Origin of the sequence: Bradyrhizobium sp. PUT101, assembly GCF_052043945.1 — a bacterium.
In the GTDB taxonomy this organism is placed as follows: domain Bacteria; phylum Pseudomonadota; class Alphaproteobacteria; order Rhizobiales; family Xanthobacteraceae; genus Bradyrhizobium.
The window spans coordinates 5,026,698-5,044,482 of sequence record NZ_CP197207.1 but is presented as its reverse complement, the minus strand read 5'-3'; the positions used below and the strand labels follow the sequence as shown (position 1 = coordinate 5,044,482).

Here is a 17,785-nt window from a genome sequence, read left to right as displayed (position 1 = left end):
GGCCCCGGCTCTACAGCGCACCGTCGAAGGGACGCTGCGCCGCGTCCGGGGCACGAGTGTGGCTAGAAACACGTCGTCCGTTCAGCGGCGATGTAGCCGAACAGCAGGCCGACACCGAACAGCAGCACGAGGCCGGCGGCGCCGAACTCAATGCCGCGCATGAAGAGAGCGCCGCCGCCGTCGCGCCCGGCGCTGAGGCGGGCGGCGATGTCCTTGGCGGAGACGGCGACGATCGCGATGGCCGCGACCGTGATCGCGGTGCCGAGACCCATCAGGAAGGTTGCGGCGACGCCGGCCCAGAACAGGCCCTGGGCCAGTGCGAACACCAGGACCAGGATCGCGCCCGAGCACGGGCGGATGCCGACGGTCAGGATCGCAGCGAACCCGCGCCGCCAGCCACCGGGCCCAGCCAGCTCGCCGGGAGTGGGGCCGTGGGAATGGCCGCAATGCTCGTCATGGACGTGACCATGGCCGTGGTCGTGATGAGCGTGGCTATGGCCATGGTGGTGATCATGGCCGTGATCGTGGTCATGATGAGCATGGGCCTCACGATGATGGTGATGATCGTGATCATGATGGTGCGGCACGCCCGCAATCGCCGGCACCGGCTGGGCCGCCTGAAGCGCGCGGATGAAGGTGCCGCCCTTGACCCAGACCAGGCGCAGGCCGAACAGCGCGATCAGGGCGTAGCTCGCGATCTCTATCGCCCCTTCCGCCTTGCACATGGTCTTTGCGGTCGCATTCAGGATCCAGGCCGAAATGCCGACGATGAGAATCGCCACCAGCGACTGCATCAGGGCAGAGGCGAAGGACAGCGCAATTCCGCGGCGCGCGGTCTCGCGGTTGGCAACCAGATAGGAGGCGATGACCGCCTTGCCGTGGCCGGGACCGGCGGCGTGAAAGATGCCATAGGCAAACGAGATGAACAGCAGCGTCCACACCGCCGAGCCGTCGGACTTCGCGGCCCGGATGGTCGCCGACATCTGGCGATAGAACTCCGACTGTTTTGCCAGCAGCCAGCCGATGACGCCGCCGGCCTCGGGCCCGGCCGCCTGCTGGGGGCGCGGCGCGCCGAACGGATTTTGCGCGAGCAGATCATGGAGCGCGGCATCGGCCACGGCCGCGACCAGCAGGACGGCGGTGCAGGCGAGCAGCCCGCGCGCGAGCGGAGAGAGTTGCGGCTTCAAGGGCAATCCACCGTGATCTTGTTGGCGAACATCATGCCGAAATTCGAGTTCTCGCCGCTCAGGAAGGTCTGCTCGTTGAGCTTCTGCGCGCTCGCGGTGCCGTCGTTCGGTCGCTCCAACTTCATCTGGCAGCCCGCGGGCGCGCCGACCAGCTTGACCGGATCGTCCTTGGCCATCTGGAAGTCGATGAAGAAGGAACGGTCGAACACTTCGAGCACCAATTGCTTCGGCTTGACCGGGCTCTTCAGCGGCAGCGTGAAGTGCAGGGTCAGCACCGTATCCTTGTAGTCGAGGAAGTAGTCGACCGGCTCCTGGAATCGTTCCTTCTTGCCGTCGGCTCGCGCAAAGGTGAAGTAGGCATATTCCTTCAGCGACTCGACATTGGTCTGCGCCAGCGGCGTCAGCTCCTCGCGCGTATAGACGCCCTTGGTCTTGGTTTCGAGCCCCTGCACCGCATAGGTCGAGAACATATCGTCGAAGGTCCAGGCGTGGCGGACTCCGGTGATGCTGCCGTCGGCAGCGTAGAGCAGCTCGCTGGTCGCGGTGATCCAGACATGCGGATGCGCGCTTGCCGCACCGGCGGCGAGCATCATCGCGGCGGCCAGCAGCGATCCGAACAGGCGGCGTCTCGAAGGTATCCAAACCGGCAGGATCATGGGCACTCCACCTCGATCGGCACGATGAACAACAGGCCGACAGCAACGTTCGCACCGCCCTCCTTGAAGGTATCCTCGCTCGCATCCTGCACCAGCTTGCGGTCCCGGTCGTTGCCAACTGACCGCCGCAGCCATACCTCACAACCGGTGGGCGCACCGATGAGTTTGAGCGGATGCTCCTTTGCCAATCGAAAATCGATGAAAAAGGAACGATCGAAAATAGTCAGACGAACATACTTCGCCTTCACAGGCGTTTTCAGCGGCAGCGTGAAATGGAGAGTGAGGTGGCCGTCCTTGTAATCGAAAAAATAATCGACCGGCTCTGCAAACGGGAGCCTCTCGCCCACCCTCAAGAAAGTGAAGTAGGTGTTATCCTTTAGTGCCTCGACTTGGGTCTGCGCCAACGGCGCCAGCTCCTCGCGGGTATAGGCGGCCGTAGACGCCCCCCGAAGCCCCTGCACAGCACTGGCCGAGAATGCGTCGTCGAAGGTCCAAGCGTGACGCAGACCGGTAACGCTGCCGTCCGCCGCGTAAAGAAGCTCGCTGGTCGCGGTGATCCAGACATGCGGATGCGCCTGCGCCGCGCCCGCCGCGAGCGTCATCGCGGCGGCGAGCAGCAGGCCGAGAAGAGCACGCATGCCCATCAGGCCGCCTTTGCGTCGTCGAGCAGGCCGCGGCGGCGGAGCAGCGCGTCGGGCTCCGGCGGGCGGCCGCGGAACGCCTCGTAGGCGGCTTCCGGATCGACCGATCCGCCGCTCGAATAGATGTCGTCGTGCAGGCGCTTTGCCACGGCAGGATCGAAGATGTCGCCGGCCTCCTCGAAAGCGCCGAAGGCATCGGCGTCCATCACCTCCGACCACATGTAGCTGTAATAGCCGGCGGCATAATGATCGCCGGTGAAGATGTGGCCGAACTGCGTGGGCCGGTGACGCAGCGCGATCTCCTCGGGCATGCCGATCTTCTCCAGCTCCTTCTTCTCGAAGGCGCGGACATCCTGCGCGGCGGCGGCCGGCTGGGTGTGGAATTCGAGGTCGATCAGCGCCGAGGAGACGAACTCGACCGTGGCAAAGCCCTGGTTGAATTTTCGCGCGGCCAGGAACCGTTGCAGCAGTTCATCCGGCAGCGGCTCGCCGGTCTGGTAATGGCGGGCGAACTTCTGCAGCACCTCGGGTCGCTCCTGCCAGTGCTCGTAGAGCTGCGACGGCAGCTCGACGAAGTCGGTGAACACGGAGGTGCCCGACAGCGAGGGGTAGGTCACGTTGGAGAGCATGCCGTGCAGGCCGTGGCCGAACTCGTGGAACAGGGTGCGGGCATCGTCGGGCGACAGCAGCGAAGGCTCGCCGCCGGCTCCCTTGGCAAAATTGCAGATGTTGAGAACGAGCGGCGCGACGTCGCCGTCGAGCTTCTGCTGGTCGCGCAGCGAGGTCATCCAGGCGCCGGAGCGCTTCGAGGGCCGGGCGAAGTAGTCGCCATAGAACAGCGCCTTGTGCTTGCCGTCCGGCCCCTTCATCTCCCAGACCCGGACGTCCGGGTGCCAGACTGGAACGTCCTTGCGCTCCTCGAACGTAATGCCGAACAGGCGCGTGGCGCAGTCGAAGGCAGCGGCGATCATGTTGTCGAGCGAGAGATAGGGCTTGATCGCGGCGTCGTCGAAATTGGCGCGCTGAAGGCGCAGCTTCTCGGCATAGAAGCGCCAGTCCCAGGGCGCGAGCCTGAAATTGCCGCCCTCTTCCGCGATCAGCGCCTGCATCTCGTCGCGGTCGGCGAGCGCGCGTGCCCTCGCCGGCTTCCAGACCCGCTCCAACAGGCCCCGCACCGCTTCCGGCGTCTTGGCCATGGAGTCCTCGAGACGGTAGGCGGCGAAAGTCGGGTAGCCCAGGAGCTTGGCGCTCTCCTCGCGCAGCTTCAGGATCTCGACAATAGTTCCATTGTTGTCATTGGCGTTGCCGTTGTCGCCACGCGCGATGAAGGCTTTGTAGACCTTCTCGCGAAGGTCACGCCGGGCCGAGCTCTTCAGGAACGGTTCGACCGAGGAGCGCGATAGCGTCACGATGGCCTTGCCTTCCATGCCGCGCTCTTCTGCCGCAGCCCTGGCGCCGGCAACAAAGCTCTCCGGCAGGCCCTGGTGGTCGGCCTCTCCTAGCTCCATGAACCAGTCCTGCTCGTCCCCGAGCAGATGGTGGCTGAAGCTGGTGCCGAGCTGGGCGAGCCGCTCGTTGATCTCGGCCATCCGCGCCTTGGCCTCATCCGAGAGACCGGCGCCGGAGCGGTGGAAGCGGGTGTAGGTGCGCTCCAGCAGGCGAAGCTGCTCGGGCGTGAGCCCAAGATTGGCGCGGTTCTGGTGCAGCTGGGCGATGCGGCCGAACAGCACGGCGTTCATCATGATCGGATTCCAGTGCCGCGCCATCCGCAAGGAGACCTCCTTGTCGATCTCCAGGATGGCCGGGTTGGAATGCGCCGAGACGAGGTCATAGAAGACCGCCGCGACCTTGCTCAGCAGCTTGCCCGAGCGCTCCAGCGCCGTGACGGTGTTGGCGAAATCGGGCGCCGCCGGATCGTTGGTGATCGCCGCAATCTCGGCGGAATGGTCGGCGAAGGCCTGCTCGAACGCCGGGAGGAAGTGCTCCGGCTTGATCTCGTCGAAGGGCGGGGTCGCAAACGGCGTCACCCAGGCCTTCAGCAGCGGGTTGGTCTCGGCGTCCGTAATCTGGCGGGTTTCTGACATCACAAGTCCCGAATTCGTGGCTCGATTGTTGCGGCCAGCTATAGCACGCGATGGGGCTTTTTTGGGCCGTTTGCCCTTGCTCCCGGCCGCCTTTTCGGGGAGATTGCGCCCCTCGAAGCTACGGACCTGGAGCTCATGAACGCGCCTTCCTCATCTTCCCGTCAGATTGCCTGGCCGAGCGTCATCACCGTCATCAGCGCCGCCATCCTGATCGGCGCGGAGGTGTTCGGCGCGGCCTTTGCCGGCGGCTGGGCGCTCGCGATCCTGTTCGGGCTCGGCGACCAGGGCGCCCACATCCTCCAGGCCGTTTTGTTCGCACTCGGCGTGCTGGTGATGACCGCGTTCATCCGCACAGCTCAGCGCGTCGAGCCGTTCACGAAGCGCGGCTGAAGCTCGCGCGCAACAGACGCGCGCGCTGTATGGAGAAGCTTAACGCGCGTTCATCTTCCGCGTCGCCCGCGCAACACTGCGCAAGCAGATGTTAGGCAATTCGGTTGGCAGCCTAAAAAAATTCTTGCGAAGCAGAGCCAAAACCCTTATGTGCGGATTTGCCCAATTTCGCACGTGCCTGTGGTCGTGTGTCAGTCGGTAGGTATCCGGACAAGAGGCCGGACAGCCGCCAAGGGGTGAAGAAGCCGAGGGGCTCTTCGGAAGTGCAGAAGTCAGAGGATCGAGGTCCGAAGACGAAAGCAAACCCGGAGCGCCCAGCATCTCTCTCAAAGAGATGCCATGTCGAAGGTGACTTCGCCCTTTGCAACCGTGACTGGCAGCCGGAGGCGAACCGGCGCACCCCGCTCTCAACGGGGGACGCGACTTAAAGCAACGACGGATCGGGCTTTTTTGGTCTCTACCGGCAGTCCAACGCCGGCGCGGGCTACTGAAAAGGCTTGTCCTTCATTGCCAGGTGTGCGGGCGGGAACACTCCCAACCAATCCACGGCAGCACAGTCTGATCTGAGTCTTGTGGCTTCGTCGCGCCTCCATCGCGCGATCCGGCCAGAGCACTCTTATCCGACGTCATGTTTTGAACGGGCCCGTCGCTGGGCCGTTTGGGAGAGTGCCATGACCGAACGTATCCAGGAATTCCTGCGCAATCGCCGCAAGGATGGCCTCGACACCGAGCCGTGCCTCGTCGTCGACCTCGAGGTCGTGCGCGACAACTACCAGAGCTTCGCCAAGGCGCTGCCCGACAGCCGCGTGTTCTACGCCGTCAAGGCGAACCCGGCGCCGGAAGTGCTGGCCCTGCTCGCCTCCATGGGCTCCTGCTTCGACACCGCGACCGTCGCCGAGATCGAGATGGCGCTGGCCGCTGGTGCGACGCCCGACCGCATCTCCTTCGGCAACACGATCAAGAAGGAGCGCGACATCGCGCGCGCCTTCGCGCTCGGCATCCGGCTGTTCGCCGTGGACTGCGCCGCCGAGGTCGAGAAGGTCGCGCGTGCCGCCCCCGGCGCGAAGGTGTTCTGCCGCATCCTCTATGACTGCGCCGGCGCCGAGTGGCCGCTGTCGCGCAAGTTCGGCTGCGATCCGGAAATGGCGGTCGAGGTGCTCGACCTCGCCAAGCGCCTGGGGCTGGAGCCGTGCGGCATCTCGTTCCATGTCGGCTCGCAGCAGCGCAAGGTGAAGGCGTGGGACCGTGCGCTGGCGATGGCCTCGCAGGTGTTCCGCGACTGCGCCGAGCGCGGCATCAACCTGTCCATGGTCAACATGGGCGGCGGCTTCCCGACCAAGTACCTGAAGGACGTGCCGCCGGTCGTGACCTACGGCCGCTCGATCTTCCGCGCGCTACGCAAGCACTTCGGCAACCAGATCCCGGAGACCATCATCGAGCCGGGCCGCGGCATGGTGGGCAACGCCGGCATCATCGAATCCGAGGTCGTGCTCATCTCGAAGAAGAGCGACGAGGACGAGGTCCGCTGGGTGTATCTCGACATCGGCAAGTTCGGCGGTCTCGCCGAGACCATGGACGAGTCGATCCGTTACGCCATCCGCACCCGTCACGACGGCGCGGACATGACGCCGTGCGTGCTCGCAGGTCCGACCTGCGACAGCGCCGACGTGCTGTACGAGAAGAGCCCGTATCCGCTTCCCGTCACGCTCGAGATCGGCGACAAGGTGCTGATCGAAGGCACCGGCGCCTATACGTCGACCTACTCGTCGGTGGCGTTCAACGGCATCCCGCCGCTGAGGACGTACCACATCTGATCCGCCTCTCTGTCTGAGGCCTGACGAACCCGGGAGCCGGTCCGCCGGCTCCCTTCCTGACATTGCCATTCTGACGACGCTTGAGTCCGCGTGCCCCTGGCGCACGGATTCAAGCGGGGACTGACGCGCCATGACTGCTCCTCGGAAGCCACAGATCGCCCTCTCCTCGAAAGCCGCTCCGTTCGCGATCCGCAACGAGCGTGCTGCCGACGTCGCGATGCGTGAGGCGCTGCTCGATGCCTGCTTTGGCGAGACCCGCCACGGCCGCACCTGCCAGCGCCTGCGCGACGGGCGCGCACCTGCCGCCGGCCTCGCGCTGGCCGCCGTGCGCGAGGGCAGGCTCGTGGGAACCGTGCGGCTGTGGCACGTCAGCGCCGGAGGCAGGCCCGCTCTGGTCCTCGGACCGCTGGCGGTGGACCCTGCCTGCCGCGAGCTCGGGATAGGCGCCGCGCTGATGCATCAAGCGCTGGCCGCCGCCCGGGCGCGCGGGCATGCCGCCGTGATCCTGCTCGGCGACGCCCCCTATTACGCCCGCTTCGGCTTCTCGGCGGAGAAGACCGGCGAGCTCTCGCTGCCCGGCCCGTTCGAGCGCGACCGCCTGCTGGCGGTCGAATTCACCGATCGCGCGCTCGATGGCGCCGAAGGAATGATCGTCCCGACCGGCGCGGCCCTGTCCAAACGGAGGGCGGTTCGCGCCCTCCAGGCGCACGCGGCCTAAGAGATCGCCTTCATAGAAGAGCGAAATAGTACTGAGCGGCAGCGCCCGGCCGCGCCTGCGCTGGCTTCCTTTTGGGGTTGCGCAGGCGCGAGAAACGCCCTTAAACCCCGCGAAACACCCTTCCGTCCGTCGAGGCCCATGACCATGTCCCGCCGCCTGATCTCCACCGGCTCGCCCCTCGAGAAGACCGTCGGCTACAGCCGCGCTGTGATCGACGGCGATTTTGCCTTCGTCGCGGGAACGACCGGCTATGACTACACCACGATGACGATGCCGGCCGATGTCACGAGCCAGTCACGCAACTGCTTCAAGACCATCGAAGCCGCCCTGAAGGAGGGCGGATTCGAGATGGCCGATATCGTCCGTGCGACCTACTACGTCACCGACGCTAGCTACATCGACGCCCACTTCGCCGTCTGCGGCGAGGTTCTCGGCGACATCAGGCCGGCTGCGACGTTGCTTGTCGTCACCGCCCTCGCCAACCCCGAGATGAAGGTCGAGATCGAAGTCACCGCCAAGCGCCGCAGCATCTGACAAGCGCCGCAGCGCCTGATCCACCCCGCACTCTTTGTCCGCCGGCACTTTCTGGAGAAACCATCCCATGAGCCCCGCCTCGCAGATCTACGCGAAGATCACCGGCCCCATCGTCATGGTCGGCTTCGGCTCCATCGGCAAAGGCACATTGCCGTTGATCGAGCGGCATCTCGACTACGACAAGTCGCGCATCACCGTGCTCGATCCCAAGGACGAGGGCCGCAAGGCGCTTTGCGAGAAGCACAATGTCAGGTTCATCCAGAAGGGCCTGACCAGGGACAATTATCGCGAGGTGCTGACGCCGCTGCTCACCGAAGGCGGCGGCCAGGGCTTTTGCGTCAATCTCTCGGTCGATACCGGCTCGACCGACATCATGGAGCTCTGCAACGAGCTCGGCGCTCTCTACATCGACACCGTCAACGAACCCTGGCTCGGTTTCTATTTCGATTCATCGAAGGGCCCGGAAGCGCGCTCCAACTACGCCCTCCGCGAGGTGACGCTGGCGGCCAAGAAGGCGCGCCCCGCCGGCTCGACGACGGCCGTCTCCTGCTGCGGCGCCAATCCCGGCATGGTCTCCTTTTTCGTCAAGCAGGCGCTGCTCAACGTCGCCGCTGATCTGAAGCTCAACGCCCCAAGGCCGAAGACCAGGGCCGAATGGGCGGATTTGATGCGACAGGCCGGCATCAAGGGCATCCACATCGCCGAACGCGACACCCAGCGATCCAAGAAGCCCAAGGAGCCTGACGTCTTCGTCAACACCTGGTCGGTGGAAGGCTTCCTGTCGGAAGGCGTGCAGCCGTCCGAACTCGGCTGGGGCACCCATGAGAAATGGATGCCCGAGAACGCGCGGACCCACGAAGCCGGCTGCGGCGCCGCAATCTATCTGATGCAGCCCGGCGCCAACACGCGCGTGCGCACCTGGTGCCCGACCCGCGGCGCGCAATATGGCTTCCTCGTCACCCACAACGAGTCGATCTCGATCGCGGATTACTTCACCGTGCGTGACGCATCGGGCACGGCGGTCTACCGGCCGACCTGCCACTATGCCTACCATCCGGCTGACGATGCCGTGCTGTCGCTGCATGAAATGTTCGGCCGCGCCGGGAAGATGCAGGAAAAGCACCACATCCTCGACGAGAACGAGATCGTCGACGGCATCGACGAGCTCGGCGTGCTGCTATTCGGCCATGACAAGAACGCCTACTGGTACGGCTCGCAGCTCTCCATCGAAGAGACCCGCAGGCTCGCGCCCTATCAGAACGCCACCGGGTTGCAAGTGACCTCCGCAGTGCTCGGCGGCATGGTGTGGGCGCTGGAGAACCCGAACGCAGGCATCGTCGAAGCCGACGAAATGGATTTCGATCGCCTGCTCGAAATCCAGCTGCCCTATCTCGGCCCCGTGAAGGGTTTCTACACCGACTGGACGCCGCTGACCGATCGTCCGGGATTGTTTCCGGAAGACATCGACACGAGCGATCCCTGGCAGTTCCGGAATGTTCTGGTGCGGTGAGCTCACCTCTCTCTGCCCGTCATTCCGGGGCGCGCCACTTGGCGCGAGCCCGGAATCCATCGGGCGGCAGAACGTGCAGGTGAATGGATGCCGGGCTCGCGCTTCGCGCGCCCCGGAATGACAGAGAAGCCTACTTCTCCTTCATCGGCGGCGCGATCTTCTCCGCTGGAGCCGGCGGCAGCGCCGGTTTGGTCGCGGCGCCCTGCGTCTGGGAATCCGGTCGCGCGGGCTCGGGGGCCGGCGTGGTCGGCCGGTCACCGCCGGGCTTGGACTCCGCGGGCGTCTTGTTCTGATCGTCGGACGGAGTGCCCTGGAGCGGTGGCGTTGCCTGCACCAGCTCCATCCGGCTTTCGGCGCGGATTTGCGCGAGCGACATCACTGACACCACGACGCCTGCTGCGAACAACGCGCCGGCAATTGTCAGATCGAGCTTCAGTCTGCGCTTCTCATCTTGGCCGGGCATATCGATCACCGCCTTTGTCCGCGGGATCAACGAAACTGGGCCGCGCCGGTTCCCCGGCGGAAGGAGCGGGAACCCAACCCTTGCGCGCCAAAACGCCGCGCTCAGTCGGTCGTGCTGACCTCCCAGGTCGCGTGGCGCACGCCCGGCAAATGCTGGAGATCTGTCGCCACCGCGTTCAGCTCGTTCGGGTCGACCGCGGTCGCAACCAGCCGTGCGGCGATCTCGAGAACGTCCTCGCCGATTTCGGCCACGTCGATATCGGCCACCGAATATTTCGCGGCCTCGAGCTTCTCGACGAGCCGGTCGCGCATATCCGGAAGAGCGTCGGCCGCAACTGCGAGCTTGAAATAGTAACTCGCCTCCAGCGCCTTCTCGTTCAGGGGAATGCGATTGATGGCATTGACCAGCGGGCGCAGCATGGTGTTGCCGGCGATGACGAACACGGTCAGGCCGGTCGCCTGCGCGACCATGTCGGCGCCGGCGCAGGAGCCGACCGCGGCCGAGGCCCACAGCGTCGCCGCGGTATTGAGCCCGCGCACATCCATGCCCTGCTTCATGATGACGCCGGCGCCCAGGAAGCCGATGCCGGAGACGACATAGGCGATCACCCGCACCGCGCCATCGGCGCCGTCCAGCTGCATGGCGAGATCGACGAAGGCGGCCGCGCCGACCGCGACCAGCACGTTGGTGCGCAAGCCCGCGGTGCGCTGGCGGTACTGCCTCTCGGCGCCGATCAGCGTGCCCAGCACGAAGGCCGTGGTCAGGCTGATCAGCGTGTCGCCGAAGTCGGCAAGCTGGAAGGTCGTCAGAAACCGCATGGCCCCCTATACGGCCAGAACGATGACAGATTAAAGCTCCAGCAGGCCGCCATCCCCATTTTCATCGGCGAAGGCCAGCAACGTCCCCTTGGCGTTCCAGGCGAGCGCGGCCACGGCCGGTGTGCCGTTGCGGCGGACCAGGATCTCGGCGCCATCCTCCAGGCGCACCATCAGCACGGTGCCGTCGCTGTAACCGGCGGCGAGAATGTCGTTCTTCGGATGGCAGGCGACGACCGACACGCGCGCCTGCAGCGGGGCGAGCATCGCGGGCTCCTTGCCCATCGGGCCGTCCTTGCTGCCGAACGGCCATACGATGACGGTGTCGGCACCCGAAGTCGCCAATCCCTTGCCGCCCGCACTCCAGGACATCGAGCGGACGCGGCCGGGATAGCCGGTCATGCGCATGTGCCTGTTGTCGGCAAGCCGCCAGCCATGCAGCGCCGGCTCGTGCATCGCGGTGACCAGGAATTTGTTATCCGGGCTGAAGCTGACACCGTGATGCGAACCGGCCCAGGGCAGGAATTCGGCTGATCCCGCCATGTTCGGAAACCACAGCGTCACGCCGTTGTAATGCGCGATCGCGAGCCGCAGGCCCTTCGGCGCGAAGGCAAGGCCGCCGACGGTCGAGGGCACCTCGAGCGACTTCTCCTCGGCCTTGCCGCTCTTGACGGTGGCCGTCTTGCCGGCCGACCAGGCGAAGGCACCGTCGGCATGCAGCGCCACCGCATCGATCCAGCGCCGCTTCGGGTCGGTGGCGAGCAGCGTCACCTCGCCCTCGGCGTCGAGCGACACGACCTTGCCGTCGTCGCCGCCCATCACGAGCTGCTTGCCGTCGGAAGCGGTCGAGAGAATGCCGCCGTTGTGCACGGCAACCGTGGTGATCTCGCCTTTGCTATCGACGAACGCGACGTTTTCCTCGCCACCGACGAAGGCAGCGCGGGGACCAAGGAAATGCACCGAGGTCACGGCCATGCCGAGCGCGATCGGTTTGACGCGGTCGGTGACTGAGACGATCGAGGCGGAATCGGGAGGCGGCGTGAACTCTTTCATCACGAGACGATGCAGCTCTCGAAACCCTTGCGGATGGCCTCTTCCGGCAATTCGCGGCCGATGAAGACGAGACGACTCTCGCGCGGCTCACCCTCCTTCCACTTCCGCTGGTGGTTGCCCTCCAGCATCATGTGGACGCCCTGGAAGACATAGCGGTCCTCGTCGTCATGGAAGGCGAGGATGCCCTTGGAGCGAAGGATCTTGCCGCCCTCGACCTGCACCAGGTTCTGGAGCCAGGGCATGAACACATTCGGGTCGAGCGGCTTGTCGGTCTTGAGCGAGAGCGACTGCATCTCCTCATCATGATAGTGCTTCAGGCCGTGGCCGTGATCGTGGTGGTGATGGTCGTGGCCGTGATGGTGATGATCATGGTCGTCGGCCTCCAGGAAGTCCGGCTCGATGTCGAGGATGCGGTCGAGATCGAACGCGCCGCGGTCGAGCACGTCGGCCAAGGCGACCGAGCAGCGCTCGGTGCGGTGAAGCTTCGCATAGGGGTTGATGCCGCGAATGCGGGCCTCGACCTCGGCGAGCTCGCCCTTGGAGACGAGGTCGGTCTTGTTCAGGACGATCACGTCGGCAAAGGCGATCTGGTTCTTGGCCTCGGGTGCATCCTTGAGCCGGTCGGACAGCCATTTGGCATCGGCAACCGTGACGACCGCGTCGAGCCGCGCGTTCTTCTGCACGTCCTCGTCGACGAAGAATGTCTGGGCGACCGGCGCCGGATCGGCGAGACCCGTGGTCTCGACGATGATGGCGTCGAACTTGCCCTTGCGCTTCATCAGTCCGTCCATGATGCGGACGAGGTCGCCGCGCACGGTGCAGCAGATGCAACCATTGTTCATCTCGAACACTTCCTCATCGGCGCCGATGATGAGGTCGTTGTCGATGCCGATTTCGCCGAATTCGTTGACGATGACGGCGTATTTCTTGCCGTGGTTTTCGGACAGGATGCGGTTCAGGAGCGTGGTCTTGCCGGCTCCGAGATAGCCGGTCAGGACAGTCACGGGAATCTTTTGGGAGGTCGCTTCAGACATAACAACTCCGGACTTCGGGCTTGTCGCGCGACGCGAGGCGGGGTGGCCCCTGCCTAATGGTCAAGCGCGCTGGTCAGGGCCTTTATATTGTGCCTGACCATGTCAATGTAAGTGGGTGCAGACCCCTTTTCGCCGGTCAAACTGTCCGAAATCAGGGTCCCGCCGACCTTGGCGCCGCTCTCGGCCGCGATCCGGCGGATCAGGCGATCGTCGCTGATATTTTCCAGGAACACGGCCGGGATCTTCTGGGCCTTGATCTGGCTGATGATGGCCGCAATGTCGCGCGCGCTGGGTTCGGTTTCCGTGGAGACGCCCAGGGGGGCGATGAACCGGATACCGTACTCGGCGGAAAAATAGCCGAAGGCATCGTGGGTGGAGATCACCTTGCGCCGCTCCGGCGGAATTTTCGCCACGGCGTCGCGGATCTCGCGGTCGAGCGTTTCGAGCTTTTCCAGATAGGCCTTGGCCTGGGTGCGGAAGAAGTCCGCCTCACCCGGGACGGCGGCGGCCAACGCATTGGCGATGTCGGTCACGTAGATTCTGGCATTCGGGACAGACTGCCATGCGTGGGGATCCGCAGCTGAGCCAAGCTTCAGAGGTACGATTCCGGCGCTGGCAACGACGACCGTTGCCTTGCTGCCGGAGGATTGGACGAGACGCGGCAGCCAGCCCTCGAGGCCGAGTCCATTGACGATGACGAGCTTTGCATCCGCGACCCGCTTCGCGTCGGCGGGGGCCGGCGTGTAGACGTGGACGTCGCCGTCCGCGCCGACCAGCGTCGTCAGATTGATGCGGTCACCACCGACGTTGCGGACGAAATCGCCGAGAATCGAGAAGCTCGCGACGACGTTGAGCCGCTCCGCGGCATGCAGCGGCGCGGCGATCAGCAACAGCGCACAAAACAGGATGAGCCGCATCGTCATGCTTCCAGATGCCGGCCGGGAAGCAGTTGCCGGACGATGCCGCCGACACGGCCGAACAGCACGGAGACGATGTAGAGCATCGTCGCCACGAGAATGATGGCGGGACCTGACGGCACACGGGTCTGGAACGACAGGACCAGCCCCGCATAGCCCGAGACCGCGGCAGCAACGACGGCGATGCAGATCATCCTGGTCAGATCTCGCGACCAGAACCGGGCAATGCCCGCCGGCAGGATCATGAGGCCGACCGCGAGCAGCGTACCGAGCGCCTGAAAGCCGTTGACGAGGTTGACGACGACGAGCGCGAGGAAGGCGAGATGCGCGGGGCCGCCGGCGCGACTCACGGTGCGCAAAAACAGGGGATCGACGCTCTCGATCACCAGCGGGCGATAGATCACCGCGAGCACCAGCAGAGTCACCGTGGCGTTGAAGGCGACCACCAGCAGCGTCTGATCGTCCATTGCGAGGATGTTGCCGAACAGCACGTGCAGCAGATCGATATTCGTGCCCTTGATCGAGACGATGGTGACGCCGAGCGCAAGCGAGGCCAGATAGAAGGTCGCAAGCGACGCGTCCTCCTTCAGCCCGGTCGAGCGGGCGACCACGCCGGCGAGGATCGCGACTGCAAAGCCGGCGATCAGGCCGCCGGCCGTCATCGCGAACAGGCTAAGGCCCGAGAGCAGGAATCCGACGGCCGCGCCGGGCAGGATCGCATGCGCCATGGCATCGCCGACGAGGCTCATCCGCCGCAGCATCAGGAATACGCCGATCGGCGCACCCGCCAGCGCCAGCGCGATCACGGCGGCGAGCGCCCGCCGCATGAACTCGAATTCGGTGAACGGACCGATCAGCGCGTCATAGATCATCGGATATCAAGCCGCCCGCGAGCTGATATCATCGGCCGCGCAGGCCGCGGCGCTGTCGTCGAAGGCCTCGCACATCCGCATCGCAACGATCAGGTTTTCCGGCGTCAGCACCTCGGCGGTCGGGCCCCATGCCACGGGGCCGCGCGCCAGCACCAGCGTGTCGCTGAAATGGTTGCGCACCATCTCCATGTCATGCAGCGCGGCGAGCACGGTGCGGCCTTCGCCGTGCCATCGCTTCACCAGCGCGAGCAGATCGGCCGTTGTCTTGGTGTCGATGGCGTTGAAGGGCTCGTCGAGCACGATCAGGCTCGCATCCTGGAGCAGCACGCGCGCGAACAGCACGCGCTGCATCTGGCCGCCCGAGAGCGTGCCGATCGGGCGGTTCTCGAATCCATTGAGGCCGACGGACGCGATCGCACCGAGGATCCTCTCGCGGGCAGCCTTGCCGATGCCACCGAACAGGCCAGTCGCGCGCCACAGCCCGGTGCCGACGAAGTCGAACACCGAGATCGGGAAGCTGCGGTCGATCTCCGCGCTCTGCGGCAGATAGGCGATGTCGCGGGGGTCGAGGCCGCCGAGATGGATGGTGCCATCGAGCGGTTTGAGGATGCCGACGATGCCGCGCAGCAGGGTCGACTTGCCGGCGCCGTTCGGGCCGATCACCGCGACAAGCGCGCCCGGGGCGACCTCGCCGCTGAGATGGTGCACCGCCGGATGACGGTCATAGCCCAGCGTGACGTTGTGGAAATGCAGCGCCGCCATCCTCACCTCATCGCCAGAAAAACGACGCCCCAGAGAACGGCACAAACGGCAGCGGCAGCCGCGAGACGGCCTGCCATGGTCATGCGCAGGATCGACCAGGGCGCCGCCTGGGCCGGATGCGGAGACGTCGCATCATGAACATGGGCATGGCTGTGGTCGCGCCCATGCGCATGCCCGTGTCCATGGGCGTTGCCGTGGGCATGGTCGTGATTGTGGGCACGGGATGCGGCGGGAACCATGCCAAGAACGTTATATTATAACATTCCCGCTGTCCACGCCGGGCTCACGGCTTGCCGATCACCATCGCGATGGCGGCGGCCACGAACGGGAATGGCATGGATACGGCGCAGCGGAACCAGACGAAACGGGCCGGCATGAACGGGATTTCCCACAAAATCACACGCTGGAAGGCGAACAGGGCCCAGGCGACGACATAAGCGACCACCTGGGGCACCCCGCCGCCGGACTTCAGCGCCACGGTGCCGATGGAGAAGCCGATCACCGGGCCGCCCGGCGTGGCGGCGCCGGCGACCACGGCGGCCGCGACCCCGAACCAACCGCTGTCCGGGCCGAGCCAGCCGGTGATGACCTCCTGCGGGATGATGGCGGCGATGTAGCCGGAGCCGATCACACCCAGCGCGATCCGCGGCACGATGTTGATGAAGTCCATCGAGCCTTCGCGGAGCGAGGCCTTGAACACCGGAGGGCCGCGGCGGAACGCGATCAGGCCGACGCCCAGCACCGAGCCCCACAACAGGATGTCGATCAGAAGCGCCGCGCTCAATTCTCGTCCTCCTTCGCGAGCGGCTTCGGATAGAGCCTGACATAGACGAAGCGGCCGAGGGCACCTGCGAGCACCGGCAGCGGCAGCGAGATCACGATCCGCCACAGCGTAAAATCGGTGCCCATGATCGGGATCTCCCAGGCGACCGCCCGGCCGTAGCCGATCAGGGTCCAGCTCACGACCATGGCGATGGTGGCGCCGAAATCGGCGCCAACTGCGAGCAGCGCGCTCGCCACGGGATAGGCGGTGAAGGGACCGCCCGGCAGGATCGCGCCAAAGGCGGTGCCGATCAGAAGGCCCCTCAGGCCGGATTTCGGCCCCAGCGAGCGCGAGACCTTTTCGTGCGGCAGGATCTCGGAGATGAAGGCGCCGAGCAGGCAACCGGCCAGCACGCGCGGCAGGATGCCGCCGAACAGCGAGAGGTCGTGGGTGAGAATGTCGAGGACGCCGTCGGCGCCGTCACGCCGCCAGACCAGCGCCGCACTCACCGCCACCAGGGCTGCGATGATGATGGTCGACCAGCCGATCGGCTTGCGCACGCGCCCCGGCCGCGGCTCGAAGTCTGCGTCCTCGGCAGGCGCCGGGTCTTTCGGGGAAGGTTCTGACAACGGGCTCGGGTCGGATCGAGGGGATGGCCCGTTCTGATTAGGAGCGCCGGCCGGGCGTTGCAAACGGAACGATCACAGGCCGATACACGCACCGTGCAGGACAAATTCCGCACAGCAAAAAAGGCGACCGCTGATGCGACCGCCTTTTTGACTTCCGTCATTCCGGGGCGCGCGAAGCCGAACCCGGAATCTCGAGATTCCGGGTCTGGTGCTAACGCACCATCCCGGAATGACGAGGTGAGAACTCAGGCCTTCTCGAACAGGGACTCCACGTATTCCCAGTTCACGAGGTTCTCGACGAACGCCTTGAGATAGTCGGGGCGGCGGTTGCGATAGTCGATGTAGTAGGAGTGCTCCCAGACGTCGCAGCCGAGGATCGGGGTGGCGCCGTGCACCAGCGGATTCTCGCCGTTCGGGGTCTTGGAGATTTCGAGCTTGCCGTTCTTGACCTGGAGCCAGCACCAGCCGGAACCGAACTGGCCGACACCGGCCGCCTGGAAGTCGGTCTTGAACTTCTCGAAGCCGCCGAGGTCCTCGTTGATCTTCTTCTCGAGCTTGCCCGGCAGCTTGGTGCCGCCGCCATTGGGCTTCATCCAGCTCCAGAAGTGGATGTGGTTGTAGTGCTGGCCGGCATTGTTGAACACCGCAGGGTTCTTGCCGAACGAGCCCTTGACGATCTCTTCAAGGGACTTGCCTTCCCATTCGGTCCCCTTGAGCGCGTTGTTGCCGTTGGTGACGTAGGCCTGATGATGCTTGTCGTGATGATATTCCAGCGTCTCCTTCGACATGTACTGGCCGAGGGCGTCATAGGCGTAAGGGAGTGGGGGAAGCGTAAAGGTCATGGGTTCTTGTCCGCAACTGGTGGGGAACGAGTTCTAACGGTCACCCCTTATAGAAGGTTCCGCGGCCGTTAAATACCTCAGAATTTCGAAAACGCGCGGCG

20 protein-coding genes are annotated in these 17,785 nt (G+C 65.2%); 5 read left to right on the top strand and 15 right to left on the bottom strand.

The features are described from left to right. Positions 1-62: 62 nt before the first annotated feature. From ACSHT2_RS24320 to ACSHT2_RS24305, 4 genes are read right to left on the bottom strand one after another with little or no spacing between them, the layout of a single operon-like run. The gene (locus tag ACSHT2_RS24320; protein WP_440637007.1) at positions 63-1,187 is read right to left on the bottom strand and encodes a nickel/cobalt transporter; all 1,125 of its coding nucleotides are present in this window, start codon (positions 1,185-1,187) and stop codon (positions 63-65) included. After that, positions 1,184-1,843: a DUF1007 family protein gene (locus tag ACSHT2_RS24315; RefSeq protein WP_440637006.1), complete on the bottom strand. Its 660-nt coding sequence runs from the start codon at positions 1,841-1,843 to the stop codon at positions 1,184-1,186. The genes ACSHT2_RS24320 and ACSHT2_RS24315 overlap by 4 nt, the downstream gene beginning before the upstream one ends. Beyond that, entirely contained in the window at positions 1,840-2,487 is a 648-nt protein-coding gene (locus tag ACSHT2_RS24310; protein WP_440637004.1) for a DUF1007 family protein, read from the bottom strand. The genes ACSHT2_RS24315 and ACSHT2_RS24310 overlap by 4 nt, the downstream gene beginning before the upstream one ends. Beyond that, complete coding sequence (locus ACSHT2_RS24305; protein ID WP_440637003.1) at positions 2,487-4,568, bottom strand: M3 family metallopeptidase; 2,082 nt, start codon at positions 4,566-4,568, stop codon at positions 2,487-2,489. The genes ACSHT2_RS24310 and ACSHT2_RS24305 overlap by 1 nt, the downstream gene beginning before the upstream one ends. Positions 4,569-4,703: 135 nt before the next feature. Between ACSHT2_RS24305 and ACSHT2_RS24300 the strand changes: the two genes are divergently transcribed. The 5 genes from ACSHT2_RS24300 to ACSHT2_RS24280 all read left to right on the top strand — a co-directional run bounded on the left by ACSHT2_RS24300 (position 4,704) and on the right by ACSHT2_RS24280 (position 9,534). After that, a complete protein-coding gene (locus ACSHT2_RS24300) occupies positions 4,704-4,958 on the top strand; it encodes a hypothetical protein (protein ID WP_440637001.1) in 255 nt (84 codons plus the stop codon). Positions 4,959-5,629: 671 nt separating this feature from the next. Continuing rightward, a complete protein-coding gene (locus ACSHT2_RS24295) occupies positions 5,630-6,772 on the top strand; it encodes a type III PLP-dependent enzyme (protein ID WP_440636999.1) in 1,143 nt (380 codons plus the stop codon). Between the two features lie 130 nt (positions 6,773-6,902). Next, a complete protein-coding gene (locus ACSHT2_RS24290; protein WP_440636997.1) occupies positions 6,903-7,490 on the top strand; it encodes a GNAT family N-acetyltransferase in 588 nt (195 codons plus the stop codon). 144 nt (positions 7,491-7,634) lie between these two features. Continuing rightward, entirely contained in the window at positions 7,635-8,024 is a 390-nt protein-coding gene (locus ACSHT2_RS24285; protein ID WP_440642918.1) for a RidA family protein, read from the top strand. 67 nt (positions 8,025-8,091) lie between these two features. Next, on the top strand, positions 8,092-9,534 hold the full coding sequence (locus tag ACSHT2_RS24280) for a homospermidine synthase (RefSeq protein ID WP_440636996.1): 1,443 nt from the start codon (positions 8,092-8,094) through the stop codon (positions 9,532-9,534). 130 nt (positions 9,535-9,664) lie between these two features. Here the strand turns inward: ACSHT2_RS24280 and ACSHT2_RS24275 are convergent, their stop codons facing one another. The 11 genes from ACSHT2_RS24275 to ACSHT2_RS24225 form a co-directional block, all read right to left on the bottom strand. Further along, positions 9,665-9,997, bottom strand: coding sequence for a hypothetical protein (locus tag ACSHT2_RS24275; protein ID WP_440636995.1), 333 nt, complete (start codon positions 9,995-9,997; stop codon positions 9,665-9,667). 101 nt (positions 9,998-10,098) lie between these two features. Then, positions 10,099-10,815 (bottom strand): MgtC/SapB family protein, encoded by a 717-nt coding sequence (locus tag ACSHT2_RS24270; RefSeq protein WP_440636993.1) that lies wholly within the window; start codon positions 10,813-10,815, stop codon positions 10,099-10,101. Positions 10,816-10,845: 30 nt separating this feature from the next. After that, positions 10,846-11,865: a WD40 repeat domain-containing protein gene (locus ACSHT2_RS24265; protein ID WP_440636991.1), complete on the bottom strand. Its 1,020-nt coding sequence runs from the start codon at positions 11,863-11,865 to the stop codon at positions 10,846-10,848. Beyond that, a complete protein-coding gene (locus tag ACSHT2_RS24260; protein WP_440636990.1) occupies positions 11,865-12,899 on the bottom strand; it encodes a CobW family GTP-binding protein in 1,035 nt (344 codons plus the stop codon). Before ACSHT2_RS24260 ends, ACSHT2_RS24265 begins: the two co-directional genes overlap by 1 nt. Positions 12,900-12,952: 53 nt before the next feature. Beyond that, a complete protein-coding gene (locus tag ACSHT2_RS24255; protein ID WP_440642917.1) occupies positions 12,953-13,816 on the bottom strand; it encodes a metal ABC transporter substrate-binding protein in 864 nt (287 codons plus the stop codon). Positions 13,817-13,818: 2 nt separating this feature from the next. After that, positions 13,819-14,688 carry a metal ABC transporter permease gene (locus tag ACSHT2_RS24250; RefSeq protein ID WP_440636989.1) on the bottom strand — a complete coding sequence of 290 codons (870 nt, stop codon included), beginning with the start codon at positions 14,686-14,688 and terminating at the stop codon, positions 13,819-13,821. A 6-nt stretch (positions 14,689-14,694) separates the two neighbouring features. Further along, positions 14,695-15,450: a metal ABC transporter ATP-binding protein gene (locus ACSHT2_RS24245; RefSeq protein WP_440636988.1), complete on the bottom strand. Its 756-nt coding sequence runs from the start codon at positions 15,448-15,450 to the stop codon at positions 14,695-14,697. A 2-nt stretch (positions 15,451-15,452) separates the two neighbouring features. Beyond that, entirely contained in the window at positions 15,453-15,689 is a 237-nt protein-coding gene (locus ACSHT2_RS24240; RefSeq protein ID WP_440636987.1) for a hypothetical protein, read from the bottom strand. 44 nt (positions 15,690-15,733) lie between these two features. Further along, positions 15,734-16,234, bottom strand: coding sequence for a hypothetical protein (locus ACSHT2_RS24235; RefSeq protein WP_440636986.1), 501 nt, complete (start codon positions 16,232-16,234; stop codon positions 15,734-15,736). Next, complete coding sequence (locus ACSHT2_RS24230) at positions 16,231-16,842, bottom strand: permease (RefSeq protein WP_440636985.1); 612 nt, start codon at positions 16,840-16,842, stop codon at positions 16,231-16,233. The genes ACSHT2_RS24235 and ACSHT2_RS24230 overlap by 4 nt, the downstream gene beginning before the upstream one ends. A 245-nt stretch (positions 16,843-17,087) precedes the next feature. Continuing rightward, complete coding sequence (locus ACSHT2_RS24225; protein ID WP_027573470.1) at positions 17,088-17,684, bottom strand: superoxide dismutase; 597 nt, start codon at positions 17,682-17,684, stop codon at positions 17,088-17,090. Positions 17,685-17,785 lie beyond the last annotated feature (101 nt).